This is a genomic window from Fundidesulfovibrio sp., assembly GCF_058402725.1.
In genome coordinates this window covers 25,328-40,241 of record NZ_JBZVFJ010000014.1, presented here as the reverse complement: position 1 = coordinate 40,241, position 14,914 = coordinate 25,328, and the positions used below count along the sequence as shown (strand labels likewise).

13 protein-coding genes are annotated in these 14,914 nt (G+C 66.8%); all 13 read right to left on the bottom strand.

The window, feature by feature from the left end; all coding sequences use genetic code 11:
- Nucleotides 1–566, bottom strand: a 566-nt coding sequence (locus tag ACV4UX_RS03555) for a class I SAM-dependent methyltransferase (RefSeq protein ID WP_491591958.1), incomplete at its 3' end; no start/stop codon positions are given.
- On the bottom strand, nucleotides 563–2,422 hold the full coding sequence (gene asnB / locus ACV4UX_RS03550; protein WP_491591957.1) for an asparagine synthase (glutamine-hydrolyzing): 1,860 nt from the start codon (nucleotides 2,420–2,422) through the stop codon (nucleotides 563–565). The genes ACV4UX_RS03555 and asnB, both read right to left, overlap by 4 nt.
- 6 nt (nucleotides 2,423–2,428) lie before the next feature.
- Nucleotides 2,429–3,391 (bottom strand): glycosyltransferase family 2 protein, encoded by a 963-nt coding sequence (locus ACV4UX_RS03545; RefSeq protein ID WP_491591956.1) that lies wholly within the window; start codon nucleotides 3,389–3,391, stop codon nucleotides 2,429–2,431.
- A gap of 36 nt (nucleotides 3,392–3,427) precedes the next feature.
- Nucleotides 3,428–5,077: a hypothetical protein gene (locus tag ACV4UX_RS03540; protein WP_491591955.1), complete on the bottom strand. Its 1,650-nt coding sequence runs from the start codon at nucleotides 5,075–5,077 to the stop codon at nucleotides 3,428–3,430.
- Nucleotides 5,061–6,188, bottom strand: coding sequence for a hypothetical protein (locus ACV4UX_RS03535; protein WP_491591954.1), 1,128 nt, complete (start codon nucleotides 6,186–6,188; stop codon nucleotides 5,061–5,063). Before ACV4UX_RS03535 ends, ACV4UX_RS03540 begins: the two co-directional genes overlap by 17 nt.
- Nucleotides 6,189–6,190: 2 nt before the next feature.
- The gene (locus ACV4UX_RS03530; protein WP_491591953.1) at nucleotides 6,191–7,144 is read right to left on the bottom strand and encodes an efflux RND transporter periplasmic adaptor subunit; all 954 of its coding nucleotides are present in this window, start codon (nucleotides 7,142–7,144) and stop codon (nucleotides 6,191–6,193) included.
- Nucleotides 7,145–7,148: 4 nt separating this feature from the next.
- Nucleotides 7,149–8,765, bottom strand: a complete 1,617-nt coding sequence (locus tag ACV4UX_RS03525) for a TolC family protein (protein ID WP_491591952.1) — start codon at nucleotides 8,763–8,765, stop codon at nucleotides 7,149–7,151.
- Nucleotides 8,766–8,781: 16 nt separating this feature from the next.
- Nucleotides 8,782–9,474, bottom strand: a complete 693-nt coding sequence (locus ACV4UX_RS03520) for an ABC transporter ATP-binding protein (RefSeq protein ID WP_491591951.1) — start codon at nucleotides 9,472–9,474, stop codon at nucleotides 8,782–8,784.
- Complete coding sequence (locus ACV4UX_RS03515; protein ID WP_491591950.1) at nucleotides 9,467–10,720, bottom strand: ABC transporter permease; 1,254 nt, start codon at nucleotides 10,718–10,720, stop codon at nucleotides 9,467–9,469. Before ACV4UX_RS03515 ends, ACV4UX_RS03520 begins: the two co-directional genes overlap by 8 nt.
- A 57-nt stretch (nucleotides 10,721–10,777) precedes the next feature.
- Entirely contained in the window at nucleotides 10,778–12,067 is a 1,290-nt protein-coding gene (locus ACV4UX_RS03510) for an aminotransferase class I/II-fold pyridoxal phosphate-dependent enzyme (protein ID WP_491591949.1), read from the bottom strand.
- Between the two features lie 110 nt (nucleotides 12,068–12,177).
- Complete coding sequence (locus tag ACV4UX_RS03505; protein WP_491591948.1) at nucleotides 12,178–12,657, bottom strand: hypothetical protein; 480 nt, start codon at nucleotides 12,655–12,657, stop codon at nucleotides 12,178–12,180.
- Nucleotides 12,654–13,223: a hypothetical protein gene (locus tag ACV4UX_RS03500; RefSeq protein WP_491591947.1), complete on the bottom strand. Its 570-nt coding sequence runs from the start codon at nucleotides 13,221–13,223 to the stop codon at nucleotides 12,654–12,656. The genes ACV4UX_RS03505 and ACV4UX_RS03500 overlap by 4 nt, the downstream gene beginning before the upstream one ends.
- Nucleotides 13,213–14,829: an ArnT family glycosyltransferase gene (locus ACV4UX_RS03495; protein WP_491591946.1), complete on the bottom strand. Its 1,617-nt coding sequence runs from the start codon at nucleotides 14,827–14,829 to the stop codon at nucleotides 13,213–13,215. Before ACV4UX_RS03495 ends, ACV4UX_RS03500 begins: the two co-directional genes overlap by 11 nt.
- Between the last annotated feature and the right edge of the window lie 85 nt (nucleotides 14,830–14,914).

The following is a 14,914-nucleotide window of genomic DNA, read 5'->3' as shown; positions in this document are numbered from 1 at the left end:
GAGAACGTGAGGAACTGAAAGGGATATTTGAAGAAGTGGTCGCGGTAGTCCACCCTGTGCAGCATGGCCCCGCCGGGCGCGAGCACCCGGAAGCAGTGGCGGAACACCTCCGGCGGACGGCGCACGTGCTCGAGCACCGAGTTGGAGACGATGAGGTCCGCGCCTGCGTCCGGCAACAGTGCGAGGTCGCGCACGCGGGACACGCCGCCCGAGAGGCCGTAGGGGTGGCGGGCCCGCGCCTGGGCCTGGAGCGTTGCGTCCAGGGCGGCGTCGAAGAGGGCGAAGGGCTCCACGCCCGTCCAGGAACCGCCGAAGCGGGCCGTCCACTCGTGGCCAGTGCCGTTGGCCGCGCCGCATCCCAGTTCCACCGCGCGGCATCCGTCGATCGCGATGCCCGCCTTGAGGGCCAGGCGCTCGTAGGCGTCCACGATGGGCGAGGGGTCCAGGCGGCCCTGGTTCACGCGCCAGTAGGGCATCCACCCCCCCAGGCGGTCCAGGGCCTGGCCGGAGAAGAGGAAACGCCGGATCAGGCGCAGGGTCACGTATTCCAGATTGGACCAGATCACGCGGGGCCTTCGGGACGCCAGTGGCCGAGAGCCCAGAGGCACCACAGGGCCAGGCGGCGGTCGGCGCGGCCTTCGCGGTGCTCCCTCTCCAGGGCCATGGCAGCCTCGGGGGAGACGCCCGCCGGGAAGACGCTGCCTTCCAGGGTGAGCCTGCCCTCGTGGAACCACTTGCCCAGGGGCGCGGCGAAGCCCTGCTTGCGCCGCGCGAGCACCCAGCGCGGCACCAGGGGCTCCAGGGCCTTGCGCAGGATGTGCTTGCCCCGGCCCTGGCGGAACTTGAGCCGGTGCGGGATGCGCCGGGCCAGGTCGGCCACCTCGGGGTCCAGGTAGGGGGCGCGCACCTCCAGGGAATTGAGCATGCTGGCGCGGTCCACCTTGGCCAGGATGGCGTCCTGGAGGTAGAAACGGGTGTAGAATTCGAGGGTCTTGTCCGTGAAGTCCTTGGGGCCGGTCTCGTCCCAGGCGGCGATGGCTTCGGAGTACACCTCCTCGGGGTCCGCGGGGGCCCCGAAGAGTTCGGCCAGCAGGTCCGGCCCGGCGGGACCCATCCAGACGGGGTTCCACAGGCGCATGGGGTGTTCGAGTCCCGCAAAGAAGCGCAGGGCCTTGAAGCCGAGGGTCATGTATCCGTGGCTCACCGGCAGGCGGGCGGCCATGGCCGTGAGCGCCCGGTGCACGGGTTTGGGGCACAGGGCATGGAAGCGCTCGGCGGCGCGCAGGGCCTTGAAGGTTTCGTAGCCCGCGAAGAGCTCGTCCGCGCCGTCGCCGCCCAGGGCCACGGTGACGTGGGGACGCGTCTCGCGGCTGAGCAGGTAGGTGGGCAGGATGGAGCTGTCGCCCAGGGGTTCGTCCAGGCGCGAGGCCAGGCCGGGCAGGATGCTCAGGGCCTGGGAGATGCTCAGGGTGCGCTGGAGGTGGCGCGTGCCGTAGTGGGAGGCGGCGTTGCGGCTGTGCAGGGACTCGTCGAAGGAGGCCTCCTCGAAGCCTACGGAGAAGGTGCGCAGATCCGGCACGCGCCGGACGGCCAGAGCCGTGACGGAGGTGGAGTCCACGCCTCCGGAGAGGAACACGCCCAGGGGCACGTCGCTCATGAGTCTGCGCGACACGGCCCGGTCCAGGGCTTCGCGCAGGGCCTCGGCCAGTTCGGCCTCGGGGCGTCGGGCCAGGTCCTCGTCGGGCTCCACGGTGAAGGCCCACCAGCGGTGGAGCCGGGAGGAGAAGTCGTTCAGGTCCACGGTGAGGCTGTGGCCGCCCGGGAGTTTGCGCACGCCCTCCAGGAGGCTGTTGGGGGCCGGGATGAAACCGTGGGCGAAGTATTTGCGCAGGGCCGGGAGGGAGGGCGACGTGGGCACGCCAGGATGAGCGGCCAGGGCCGAAAGCTCCGAGGCGAAGGCGAAGAAACCCGGGCGCAGGTGGTAGTAGAGGGGCTTCTTGCCGAAACGGTCGCGGCTGGCGAAGAGCAGGCGCTTGCGGGCGTCGTGGAGCACGAAGGCCCACATGCCGCTCATGCGCTCCTGGAGGCCCGGCCCCCATTCGCGCCAGCCGTGCAGGAGGGTCTCCGTGTCGCTGTGATGCGTGCGGAAGCGGTGGCCCCTGGCCTCCAGATCGCGGCGCAGTTCCAGGTGGTTGTAGATTTCGCCGTTGAAGGTGACGGCAAGGTCGCCCTCGGCGGAAAGCATGGGCTGCGCGCCGTCGCTCAGGTCCACGATGGCCAAGCGGCGGTGCGCCAGGCGCACGCCCTGTTCCGGGTGGTGGTGGACGCCCTGGCCGTCGGGTCCCCTGTGGGCCAGGCGGGCGTTCATCGCTTCCAGTTGCTCCGGGGTCCCGGCCCCGGCGAACCCGCAGATGCCGCACATGGGGCGTCAATCCCCGCCGGGGCAGTTCTGGGTCCTGTCCACGATGTAGGTCGGCTTGTCCTGGGACTCATGGTAGGTGCGCATGAGGATCTCCGAGATGAGGCCCATGAAGATGGACATGAACCCCATGAGGAAGAAGAGCACGACGGCCAGGGGGAGCGGCGTCTCGATGAAGCTCTTGCCCGCGCAGAACTTCAGGTAGAGCATGGCCAGGAACATCAGGAAGGAGACGCCCAGGGAGACCAGCCCGAAGCCGCCGAAGAGGTACATGGGTTTCTGGGCGAATTTGTCCAGGAACTTCACGACGATGAGGTCGAGGATCACCTTGACGGTGCGCTCGAAGCCGTACTTGGAGACCCCGTGCATCCTGGGGTGGTGGGTGACGCTCACCTCGGTGACCTTGGCCCCCTGCCAGCACGCGTAGATGGGGATGAAGCGGTGCATCTCGCCGTAGAGCTTCACGCCCTTGATGATCTCCTTGCGGTAGGCCTTGAGGGAGCAGCCGTAGTCGTGCAGGTGCACGCCTGAGATGCGCGAGATGAGGAAGTTGGCCACGCGGCTGGGGAAATTGCGTTTGAGGGGGTGGTCCTGGCGGTCCTTGCGCCAGCCGGAGACCACGTCGTAACCCTCGTCGAGCTTGGCCAGCAGTTTGGGGATGTCGCCGGGGTCGTTCTGGAGGTCGCCGTCCATGGGGATGAGGATGTCCCCGTTGGCGGCGTCGATGCCTGCCATCATGGCCGCCGTCTGTCCGAAGTTGCGGCGCAGATGGATGACGTGCACGCGGGAGTCGGCCTGGGCGATCTCGTGGAGGCGCTGGGCTGTGGCGTCGGTTGAGCCGTCGTCCACCAGAATGATCTCGTAGACGTGGCCCATGGCGTCCAGCACGGGGAGGAGCCGGGCGTGCAGCGGGTGGACGTTGTCTTCCTCGTTGAAGAGCGGAATGATGATGGAAAGCGATCTCTTGGACATGGATTTCCTTGATTCTACACGAGTTGCGCCGTTCCCTCAACCCCGCCCGGCGGGGCGCACGTCCACCAGGAAGGCTCCGGGGGCAAGGGGGATGCGCGGGAAGAGGGACTTGTCCAGCAGGGCGAAGGTGTTGCGGCCGCGCACGGCCTCGCGCACGGACGCGCCGAAGGGCTCGAAGACGGGGCTTCCGGAAAGGAACCCAGGCGTGAAGTGGGCTTCCTGCACCACCAGGAAGTCCACGCCCCAGTCGCGCGCCAGGGCGCGCACGTCGGCTGGATCCTGGGCGTAATACGCCTTGAGGACGGCCTCCAGGCGCGGGCGGTAGCGCTCCCAGTAGCCCCTGCTCCAGGGGTGGGCCAGCTCGAAAGTGGCCAGGGCGTTGCGCCTGGAGAAGGTCATCACGTTGTCCATCAGGTCCGGGAGTCCGGCCAGCAGGGCGCTCTTGGGCGTTGCAGCCTCGACTGCGGCGTAAAGCGGGGCCTGGGCCGAGTAGTCGTAGAGGGCCACCCCCTTGAGCCGGACGCCTCCGGCCAGGCACGCGGCCAGCACGAGACCGGCGCAGGCCGTTCGCGAAAGCCCGATGCGCAGGACGGCGCCTGCCAGGCACGACGCCAGCAGCAGGGCGATGAGCAGGTTCAGGGGATACTGCACGTAGCGGTCGGGCACGAAGAGCTTGAAGGCCAGAAGGCGCGCCGCGGCGTAGAAAACCAGGAAAGCCGCGCCGGTCCAGGCCAGGGGTTTGAGGGCGCGTCCGAGCGAGCGCCAGTCCACGGCCTTGGCGCCGTACCAGAGAGCCGGCGTCAGCAGGACCAGGGTGGCGATGCCTGCGGCCAGACCCAGTTCCTTGAAAAGCCCCACGCCCTCGAAAGGGAAGTAGACGAAATCAAGGAAGGGATTGGGCAGCGGGGCCAGTTCCAGGCGTCCCTGAGGGCCGAACTCGGGGCGTCCGGCCGTCTCGGAGAGCCAGACAAGGGGGCCGAACCCCCCGCCCTGGGGCTTGAGGGCGTTGGCCAGGGTGAGCGCCGTCGGGGCGGCCCATCCCAGCCAGCCGCTCCAGGAGACGAAGCTCTCGTCCAGGCGTTTGGTGCGCAGGCTCCCGGCCGCGCGCCGGGCGAAGAGCCCGACGGCGCAGGGCAGACAGATGTAGGGGATGAACAGGCCCAGGAGCGTGAGCGCCGCGAACTGGCCCCGGCCGTGCAAGGTCGCCAGGGCGAAGAGCGCCAGCAGCGGGCTGGCGTAGCCCCGGGCCAGGGCTCCGGAGATGTTGTCCAGGAAGAAGGGCATGAGCCATGCCATGGTCACGGCGGCCCAGGCCGTTCCCCGTCCGGCCAGGCGCAGGCCCAGGGCGAAGAGGCACAGGGCCTCCAGCACGAAGAGCCCCCCCGTGAGGCGCTTTGAGGCCATGAGCGGGTCGGTGAAGCACGACGCGAGGCGGTAGACCGCCTCGACGCCGAATGTCACGTAGGCCCGCGCGTAGTCCCCCAGAAGGTCCGGCGGGTAGAGCTCGGGGTCGTGGAAACGCTGCATCCAGTAGACCTGCTGGCGCAGGTCGTCGTTGACGGCGTGGGGGTTGGCGAAGCCGTGTCCATGGGCGGCCCAGAACACGGCCAGGGACAGAAGCGCCGCCAAGGGCCAGTCCCAGGGTTCGGCCGGGCGCCTGGGGCTCTGCTCAGACGGCGCGGTCATAGAGGCGGAAGGTCCGCCAGCGCCGGCCGCCGAACATCTGCAGGGTCTTGTTCCACTTCACCAGCGACTCGGGGATGAGGGAGCAGTCGCAGTGGTTGTTGTACTTGATCCAGCGCGAGAGGGTGATCATCACGTTGAGGATCAGGGCGTGGTGGAGCTTGCGCCACTGGTGGGACTTTTTCACGCCCATGATGATGGCCCGCGAGGAGACCAGAGGGGCGACGCGGCAGTCCCAGAGCAGGCGGAGCATGCCCCAGAGGTTCAGCTTCCCCCGGGTCTTGTGCAGGGTGTGGTTGATGTCCGGGGCCACGATGCAGAAGGCGAGCATCTCGCCGTTTTCCTCGATGAAGCTCACCAGTTCGGGGCGCAGGATGGGCTTGAGCTGCATGAAGGCGTCGTTGAACTGACGCTCGGTGAGCGGCACGTGACCCCAGTTCTTGCTCCAGAGGGTGTTGAACATCTCCAGCACCTCGGGGGCGCGGGCGATGAATTCGCTGGGTTTGCCCTGGGTGATGGTGAGTCCGGCGGCCTTGAGCAGGGCGTCGCGGCGCTCGATGAGCTGTTCCACGGGCTGGACGAGGTGGTCGATGATGTAGCCGTACCAGTCGAAGGTCTTGGTGAAGCCCCAGCTTTCCACGAGCTGTTCGTAGTAGGGATGGTTGTAGCTGTGGAACATCACGGGCCGCTGGTGGTAGCCCTCAACAAGCAGCCCCACCTCGTCGTAGATGCCGAAGGAGAGGGGACCGTGCAGTCGCGTCTTGCCGCGTTCGCGCACCCACTGGGCGGCGGTGTCGAAGAGGGCGTGGGCGGTCGGCTTGTCGTCGATGCACTCGAAGAAGCCGAAGAATCCGGTGTTGGAGTCGTGGTGCTTCTCGTAGGCGAAATTCAGGTGTGCGGAGAGCCTGCCCAGGGTGCGCGAGCCGTCCTTGGCCAGGAAGTACTGGGCCTGACCCACCTCGAAAAAGGGGCCTTTTTTGGGATCGAGGAAATCGCGCTGGTGCGAAAGAACGGGGGGGACCCAGTGCGGGTCCCCCTCGTAGATGGCGAAGGGCAGTTGGAGGAAGTCCTCCATCTCCTGGGGGGAAGAAACGGGGACGATGGTGGCGGACATGGTCACTTCTTGGGGGTGATGGAAACCTGCGCCTTGAGGCCTTCCTTCAGGGAAAAGTCCGGGTTGGGCAGGGTCAGTTCGATTTCGTAGTAGGAGGGCTGGTGCAGCGCGGTGGGCAGGGGCGCCCAGGGGATGCGGCTGATGCTGGCCTCCAGGGTCTTGCCGGGCAGGGAGTCGAAGGTGACCTTGGCCTTGTCCCCCAGCTTCAGGCGCAGAGCTTCGATCTCATGGACCTGGGCGCGGATGAGGATCGGGTCCAGCAGGCCAACCTGGAAAAGTTCAGTTTCGCGGGCAAGCTTCACGCCCTGGCGCAGGTCGGGATTGATCCAGAGCACGTAACCGTCGGCGGGGGCCTTGATGATGCCCTCGTTGGGGAGGCTTCCGAAGTTGGCCTTGGGGCCGAAGCGGTCGCGGGCCAGTTCGAGGCGCTGCTGGGCCATGTCCTTTTCGAGGTTGAGTCGCTCGTTGAGGGCCACGCGCTGCTTCTCCACTGCCTCGATCTCAAGGGCGTTCTGAGCCAGGGCCTGGGAGGTGGCGAGGTTCTGCTTCTCCATCATCTCCAGTTCCTTGCGCTTGACGCGGAACTTTTCCAGGTCGCGGTTGGCGGTGGCGAGCAGGTGCTCCACCTCCTTGACCTGGGCGAGGGAGAGGCTGCGTCTTTCGGCCATGCGCGTTTCCATGGGGATCTCGAAGGTGGCGAGCACGTCGTTCTTTTTCACCTTCTGGCCGATCTGCGTGGGCATGGAGGCGATCTGGGAGGTAAAGGGCAACTGCACGGAGAGCTTCAAGGGGCTGTACAGTTTGCCCGAAAAGATGATCTCGCTGGCCATGGGCGAGGGCTCGGCCGCCTTGGGGGCCGCAGGCGTCGCGGCGGGGGCGGCGGGTTGTTGGGCGCAGACAGGCAGGGCCGTCGCGGCCAGGAAAGCCAGGGCCAGGAGGAAGTGGCGCAGGAGCATCGGGTTATTTCTCCCAGGATTCGATGTCGACGTATTTCTGGCGAAGATCGCCGGAGAGGCCCATGAGGGTCAGCAGCGCGATGTCTCGCCTGGACTGGGCCAGGAGCATCTTCTGTTTGGTGTCGTAGAGCAGCGAGCGGGACTCCACGAGCTTGTCGTAGTCGGTCTGGCCGCTTTTGAACTGGTAGTCGCTCTGTTCGTCCTTGAGGCGGTGGAATTCCACCGTGGCCGTGGTCATGCGCAGTTCGGACGAGGCGGTCTGGTAGTCTGAAAGCGCCTTCTGAACGCTGACGATCAGCTCGAATTCCTTGGCCTTGTTCTGTGCGTTGGCCTGTTCCAGCTTCTTGTACTGGCGCGCCACCTCGCGTCCCTTGGTCCAGTAGTCCAGGGGCATGGAGATGTTGATGCCGGGGTAGAAGGGGAAACCGTCGTTCTTGTAGGTGTTCGAGCTGTTGAGCGAGTCCACGGTCTGGAAGGTGAAGCCGAAGGAGGGAAGGAGCTTCACGTAGGAGAGGCCGATGTTCTTCTTCTGGAGGCGGCGTTCGTATTCGGCCATGCGCAGGTCGAAAGAGTTGGCGCGGATCTTCTCGTCCGTGACGTCGGCGATGGTGAAGGTGCCCATGATCTGTTTGCGGGCGGCGGCCACGTCGAGTTCGAGCTTGTTGGTGAAGGGGACGCCCAGGATGAACTTGATGTCGTCCGTGACCGAGTTGCGGATGGACTCGATCTGTTCGAGTTCGGCCTTGGCGATGTCGATGCGCGTCTCTGCGAGCTTGATCTCCAGCTGGGTGGCCTGCCCGATGCCGAGCCTGGTCTTGTAGAAGGTGAGATTCTTCTGGGCCAGCTCAAGGCGGTCTTTGGAAACCGCGCGCTGCGACTCCACGGCTTCGAGCTGGATGAAGTCCGTGGCCAGGCGCACGAGGCCGGCGGAGATCACCTTCAGATGGCCCAGCACGGCGATGTTGGCCATCTCGTTGCGCGCCTGGACCTCGAAGGTGGAGAGCACGGGGTTCCACTGGCCGGTGGAGAAGCTGATGGTGTAGGGCTTGTCCTGGGTTCCGTCGGTCTTGGTGGGCATGCGGAACCAGTAGGTGGTGTTGATGGACACCGTGGGCACGAAGGAGGACCAGGCGTCCTGCACGTCCAGGCGCTTGGTTTCGATCTCAAGGGCCGAGCGCACCAGCAGGGGGGACTGCACCAGGGCCACGCGCACGCATTCGTGGAAGTCGGCGGGCTGCTTGATGGAAGTGGACATGGGCCGTTCGCCGTTGGCAGGCATGGTGGCGGGCGGCAGGGGCTCGCTGCCGGGGAGGCCGCTCTTGGCCTGCGCCTGCGCCTGCGGAGCGGGCTGGGCGGGCGCGGCGGGCTGGGCTTGAGCCTGGGCCTGCGGAGCGTGCTTGGCGTCGCCTGGCTGCTGGGCCTGGCCCGCGTCCATGGGCTGCACGGACTTGTCCGGCGCGGGGGGCGCGGTGGGGAGCGTCTCGTAGGAGCGGACCTTGTCGGGCTTCTCGGCCGTTTTGCCTTTGTCCTTGGCGGCCAGCGCGTGCGCGGCGAAAAGCATGACGAGCGCCGCGAGGCACAGGGCGATGAGTCGAAGATTCGGCCGTCTGGCAAGACGCATTGTGGGTCCCCTTTGCTTAATAGGGCTTGAGCATTCCGTCGGACAACAGGCTTCTGCGGGAGCAGCGTTCGGCCGTTCCCGCATCGTGGGTGACGATGACCATGGCCACCCGCGCTTCCTCGGTGATTTTCACGAAGTAGTCCATGACGCGCTCGGAGTTGTCCTTGTCGAGCTGTCCCGTGGGTTCGTCGGCGAGGATGAACTCCGGCTCGTTCACCAGGGCTCTGGCGATGGAGACGCGCTGGCGTTCGCCGCCGGAAAGGCGGTTGGAGGGCTGGCGCACGCGGTGCTCCAGGTTCACCAGCTTCAGGGCTTCCATGATCATGTCTTCCCGTTCGCTGCGTTTAACCCCGGTGTAGATCAGGGGCAACTCCAAATTCTCGTAGACGGTGGAGTTCTCGAGCAGGTCGCAGCTTTGGAACACGAAGCCCATCTTTTCGCGGCGGAAGATGGCCTGGGCGGCGCGGTCCAGCGTGAGCACGTTCACGCCGGCAACCTTGTACACGCCGTCGGTGGGCGGCTGGAAGATGCCCAGGATGAAGAGCAGGGTGGACTTGCCCGAGCCCGAGGGCCCCATGATGGCCACCATCTCGCCCCGGCGCACCTCGAGGTTGATGTCCTTGAGCACCGGGATGGCTTCCAATCCGGTGTTGTACACCTTGGTGAGGTGCTGGATGTCGATGACGATTTCGTTGTGGCGGCTATTCATAGCGCATGGCGTCCACGACCTGCATCCGGCTGGCGCGGATGGAGGGATAGAGTCCCGAGCCCACTCCCAGCACTGCGGCGAAGGCCAGACCGGCCGCGAGACACAGCGCGAAGAGGCCCTCGGGCGGGCGCGAGCCGAGCATGCGGCTCATGTATTCGATGCCGAAGCGGCCCAGGAGCACGCCCAGCATGGCCGACCCGAACGTGACCGAGAGCGCCTCGAAGAGGAACTGCCAGAGGATGTCGGAGTCTTCCGCGCCCATGGCCTTTTTCAGGCCGATCTCGCGAGTGCGGGCCGTCACGGCGGCCATCATGATGTTCCAGATGCCGAAGCCGCCCAGCACCAGGGTGGCCCCGATGGAGGCGTAGATGAAGAGACTCACCCACCAGAACATGCGCTGCACCTGTTTGAGGGGCTCCCAGCCCACCTGGACGCGAAGGCCCCTGTCGGTCTGGTTGGCCTTGATGGTGCTGCCCAGGGCTTCGGCCACCGGGGCCACGTCGTCCCAGGTGTTGCAGCGCACGTAGAGGCTGGAGATCTGCGAGATGTCCTGGATGCGGGCCCTGGCGGTGGTGATGGGCACGAAGGCCATGAGGGTCTTGTCGGCCGCGCGCACGCCGCCGATGATGCCCACCACCTGGTAGAGGTTGTTGTCCATGTTCAGGAACTGGCCGATGGAGGCCTCGGGGGTTCCGAAGATGGTCTTGGCCAGGTCCTGGCCGAGCACGCAGACCTTGGCGCCCGCGGCAAGGTCCTCGGGCGTGAAGAGCCTGCCCAGACGCGGCGTGAAGGAGAACAGCGACCAGTAGTTCACGTCCACCCCATGCAGGTTGAAGCCGTAGACTTTCTCCTGGTAGGTGGTGGTGACCCCGGCGCGCGTGCGGATGCCCGTGACGTCCTTCACCCCCGGGATGGCTTCCACGGCCTCGATGGTGTGGTTGCGGAACCACTCCTGTCGGTCGTACATCTGGGGATCGAAGTGGGCGGCGATGATGGTCGCGCCGCCCAGGAGGTCGAGGTCGTTGTTGAAGTTGGCCTTGAGGTCGCGGCCCATGGTCACGATGGTTATGAAGCCGGCCGTGCCCAGGGCGATGGACGTCATGACGCCGATGTAGCGTCGCCTCTTGCGCAACACCTCCCGCAGGCTGATGCGGATGAGGTCCATGAAGCGCAGGAGGCGGGTCCCCCTGTCGGGAGGGAGAAAGCCCGCCGCCCTGAGGCTGTGGAGTGTGGTCTTGTTGGTCATGCGTCTCCGTGCTGGGCCGTGTCCCTTCCCTGCTAGACTACCGCCCTTGCCGTCGGGTTACAAGAGCGACTGGCTGGAACGCGCGCCCGGGATGGTGGAGGATGCCTGGGCGCCCTCGCCTCCGGGCTGGTCCTCGTCCAGATCCTGGATGCGGATGCGGTATTTGCGGGCCATTTCGTCCATGACCTCCAGCACGAAATCCATCTGGCGGTCTTCGTGGGTGGACATGCAGGCCGTGCGGATGAGCGCCTGGCCGCGCGGCACGGCGGGGTAGATGGCCGGCAGGGCGAAAATGCCCCGCTCGAACAGTTCCTGAGCGAACATGAAGGCCTTCTCGTCCGACCCGATGGTGATGGGGATGATGGGCGCGATGGACTCCGAGAAGCGCAGGCCGATGTCCTTGTAGCCCTGGCGCATCCGGCGGGTGTTGGCGCGCAGGCGCTCCACGCGTTCGGGCTCGGCCTCCAGGATGTCGATGCAGGTGAGCGCGGCGGTGGTGCAGGCCGCTGGCAGGGCGGCGGAGAAGATCTGCGTGCGCGACTGGTGCTGGATGTAGTCGAGCACGTCCGTGTGGTCCGAGGCCACGAACCCGCCGATGGAGGCGAAGGCCTTGGAGAACGTGCCCATGATGAAGTCGGTCTGCTCGGTGACGCCGAAGTGTTCGGCCGTGCCGCGGCCGTTGGCGCCCAGCACGCCCAGGCCGTGGGCGTCGTCGAGGTAGAGAAGCATTTCAGGATACTGCTTCTTGAGTTCGGCCAGCTCGCCCATGACGGCCACGTCGCCGGACATGGAGAAGATGCCCTCGGTGATCAGGAGCACCTGGCCGTCGAAATCGGGCTTGCCCATTTCGGAGGCGATCTTGCGGGCTGCGGAGGGGGCGTCGTTGTGGGCGAAGGTGCCCATGCGCTTGGTGCCGCCCAGGCCCGCGAAGATGGAGGCGTGGTTCTCGCGGTCGCAGAGCACGTAGTCGCTGGGGGTGAGCAGGCAGCCCAGAGCGCCCAGGTTGGTGGAGAAGCCCGTCACGTGCAGCACGGCGCGTTTCTTGCCCACGAAGGCCGCCAGGCGTTCCTCCAGGGTCTGGTGGAGCACCATGTTGCCGGAGAGGAAGCGCGATCCGCCGGGGCCGGTGCCCATGCTGTAGATGGCCTGGGCGGAGGCCTCCTTGACGCGGGCGTCGTGGGCGAGGCCGAGGTAGTCGTTGGAGCCGATCATCACGAGGCGTTTGCCGGCGCACTCCACTTCCGTCCCCCAGGAGCGGCTGATGGGGCGGAAGTAGGGGTAGATCCCCGCATCGCGGATGACGCGGATCATTCCGGTGACTTTCTGGCAGCGGTCGTGCAATTTCATCGGCTGGGTATCCTTGGAGTGTGGTGAGCCCGCAGGCGTGTGGACGGCGTACGAGCGCCATTTTGGAACGGGCCTCTACACCAGATGGGAAGACGCCGCAACCCTTCGTGCTACGTGGCGGAACCCATGAGGTATTCGCGCACGTGCCGGGCGTTCTCCCGCATGATCTTCCCGAGCGCCGTGGCCGCGCGTCCGTACTGCCCGGGGAACGTGGGCGTGTAGTAGATTTCATCGTCGGAGTCGGCCAGCACGGTGGTGTAGCCGCGCATCCAGAGATCGCGCTTGGTGGACCATTCCAGATAAATCCAGGCCAGGCGCTGGCGGCCGTCGGCCGTGCGGCAGCGGGCCACGCCCCACACATAGGCCTCGCCGCCTGCGGAAGGGGCGCGCTGCTTGATGAAGTCGGCCCGCTCGAAGGTGAGGCCCGAAGAGGCGCAGAAACCGCGCGCCGCGATGTCCCAGGCTTCGGCGGACTGTTTGCGATCGAGGCGCTCCAGGCCGTGGGGCGGGTAGAACCAGGCGTTGAACAGGGCGAAACCGGCAATGCAGACGGCCAGCAGGCAGCCCAGGGCGATGAGGGGCTTCTTCACGGCGCGATCCCTCCCCGGGCGCCGCCCCCGTGCAGCGCGTTGGCGGGCGGTGCTCCGGGGCCGGGCGGCAGCGCGGGCGCCACGCCGGCAGCGCCGCCGTACAGGCCGACGGACGCCGGGCGGGGCTTGGCCTCGGGCGCATCCCCCGGCGCGGGCGCTCCCGACCACGTGAGACGCCAGCGCGCCGCTTCGCGCAGCCTGGCGCGGGCGAGCTTCTCCTCGGCCAGGAGCACGTAATCGGCGTTGCGCACGTCCTTGGTCTGGGCCTTGAGCAGGGCCAGTTCGGCGCGCTCGCGCGTGACCAGTTCGTCGGAAGGGGGGGCCTCGCCGCGCTCGCGCATCTCTTCGAGACGCAGCTCGATGGCCTTGCCGGTGTGGTAGTTGATGTCGAAGTGGCGCTCTTTCATGATGGCCACGTTCTCGCCGTCGTTCACCTGTCCCCGGTAGAAGCGCTCCGGGTCCAGCGCGGGATAGACCTCGGGGAGCTTCATGAACCCCCTGTAGAAGGTCAGGGCCAGGCAGGCGAACAGCCCCAGTTTCACCAGGCGCTCGGGATCAATCCGCACGGGCCGTCTCCTTGCGCTTGTAGACCACCAGCGGGGCCTGGGGCGGTCCTGCGGGAACGAAGTAATGGAAATAGGGGTCGGCGCGGTTGCCGAAGGTTTCGTCGGGGCGGTTCAGCTCGATGCGCTCGTAGTCGCGCGCCAGATCGAGCCCCCGCGTGACGAATTCCCTGGGCGCGAAGACCTGGCCGTCGCGGTTCACGCGCACGGCGCGGCGCACGCTCACCCAGTCGGGCTTCTCGGCCGGGTTGATGGGGCCCTGCAGGCCGCCGATCACCCGGAAGGGCGTGTGGAACTGGAGCACCATGTCCGAGTATTCGGCCAGGATGGTCTGGCCGGGCCTGGCGTTGGCCAGGAAGAAGTCGATGAGGGACTGGTTCGCGTCGGCGGGGTAGCCGTTGAAGAGCTCCGTCAGGTGCAGCTTGAGGGGCACGTTGACGCTGGTGAGCATGGTCAGGTCGTTCTCCCAGGGGCGGTTCACGATCTTCAGGCGCTCCATGGGCAGCAGGTTCAGCCAGTTGGTGAGCCCCACCAGGATCAGGAACAGCGCCCCCGAAGGCCTGGAGAAGCGCCAGAGCCTGAGCCCGGCCCAGGCCAGCAGGATGGAGCAGGCCGGGTAGAAATGCACGATGTAGCGATGGAAACGCTGGGGGAACAGGGCCAGGATCACGAAGCTGCCCATCATCACCAGGGTCATGAAAAGACAGAAGCGCTCTCCGGGTTCATCGGGGCCGCCCCGTCCCAGGAAGAAGCCGCGCCAGCGCCAGCCCAGCCAGGCCAGCACGGGCAGGGGCAGCATGAACATCACCCAGTCCGAGAAGTAGAGCATCAGGTTCTCGGGCACGAGCATGATGTTGAAAAGCGTGGACTGGCGGCCCATGCGGTAGAGCAAGATGCCCGGCACGATGAGCGTGCACGACAGGGCGACCACCAGCCCCGTGCGCGCCAGGCTGGTCCTCTCCCGGTAGAGCAGCAGCGCCGCGCCCAGAAGCGGCGGGGCCAGGGAGAGCAGCAGCAGGTAGTTGGCGTGGAACAAGACGCCCAGCCCCGCGGCGATGGTCAGCAATGGGGGCCAGCGCCGTTTCCAGTCGCCCAGGAAGCCCCAGAGGATGGCCAGAAAGACCAGTCCCCCTGCCGAATAGTAGCGCCCCTGGCGCGCGAACAGCAGGAAAGGCACGTTGAGCGCGAGCAGCAGCGCCGAGAGTCTGGCCCAGGCGAGATCGCCGAAGCGGCGGGCCACCAGCAGGTAGGTGGCCGCGATGCAGGCCAGCCCCGTCAGGGCGAAGAAGAACCTTGCCCAGAAGGCGTCGCGCGGGGCGATGAGCTGCCCCGCCGCCGACATGTAGATCTGCAGCCAGGGCGACCAGCGCCAGATCATGTCCGGGCCGAACTCGCGGCGCTCTTCCTGGGAGATCACGTTGACGCCGTCCGTGACCACGGGCAGCCCCGTGGCGAGCACGTTGCGGGCCAGCGCGGCCGTCTCGGCCTCGTCCTGCCAGAGGGGCCTGTCGCCGAGGCCCTTGAAGATGAGGAACGCCCCCAGGATCAGGATGGCCCAGAAGGCCCAGTCCCGCCCGGCGGCGAGGGAGGTTGTGTCTTTGGTGCGCATGGTGTGACGCGGCGTCTCTACCCGCATTGGACCGGAAAAACAAGCGCGCCGCGATTCGGGCTTGACAGGTCCGGGGGTTTGAGGA

What these genes read in the sequence shown, in the direction of transcription:
- ACV4UX_RS03525 (WP_491591952.1), bottom strand. Translation starts at nt 8,765, where the DNA reads ATGCGTCTTGCCAGACGGCCGAATCTTCGACTCATCGCCCTGTGCCTC.
- ACV4UX_RS03510 (WP_491591949.1), bottom strand. Translation starts at nt 12,067, where the DNA reads ATGAAATTGCACGACCGCTGCCAGAAAGTCACCGGAATGATCCGCGTC.
- ACV4UX_RS03495 (WP_491591946.1), bottom strand. Translation starts at nt 14,829, where the DNA reads ATGCGCACCAAAGACACAACCTCCCTCGCCGCCGGGCGGGACTGGGCC.
- asnB (WP_491591957.1), bottom strand. Translation starts at nt 2,422, where the DNA reads ATGTGCGGCATCTGCGGGTTCGCCGGGGCCGGGACCCCGGAGCAACTG.
- ACV4UX_RS03535 (WP_491591954.1), bottom strand. Translation starts at nt 6,188, where the DNA reads ATGTCCGCCACCATCGTCCCCGTTTCTTCCCCCCAGGAGATGGAGGAC.
- ACV4UX_RS03530 (WP_491591953.1), bottom strand. Translation starts at nt 7,144, where the DNA reads ATGCTCCTGCGCCACTTCCTCCTGGCCCTGGCTTTCCTGGCCGCGACG.
- ACV4UX_RS03545 (WP_491591956.1), bottom strand. Translation starts at nt 3,391, where the DNA reads ATGTCCAAGAGATCGCTTTCCATCATCATTCCGCTCTTCAACGAGGAA.
- ACV4UX_RS03515 (WP_491591950.1), bottom strand. Translation starts at nt 10,720, where the DNA reads ATGACCAACAAGACCACACTCCACAGCCTCAGGGCGGCGGGCTTTCTC.
- ACV4UX_RS03540 (WP_491591955.1), bottom strand. Translation starts at nt 5,077, where the DNA reads ATGACCGCGCCGTCTGAGCAGAGCCCCAGGCGCCCGGCCGAACCCTGG.
- ACV4UX_RS03520 (WP_491591951.1), bottom strand. Translation starts at nt 9,474, where the DNA reads ATGAATAGCCGCCACAACGAAATCGTCATCGACATCCAGCACCTCACC.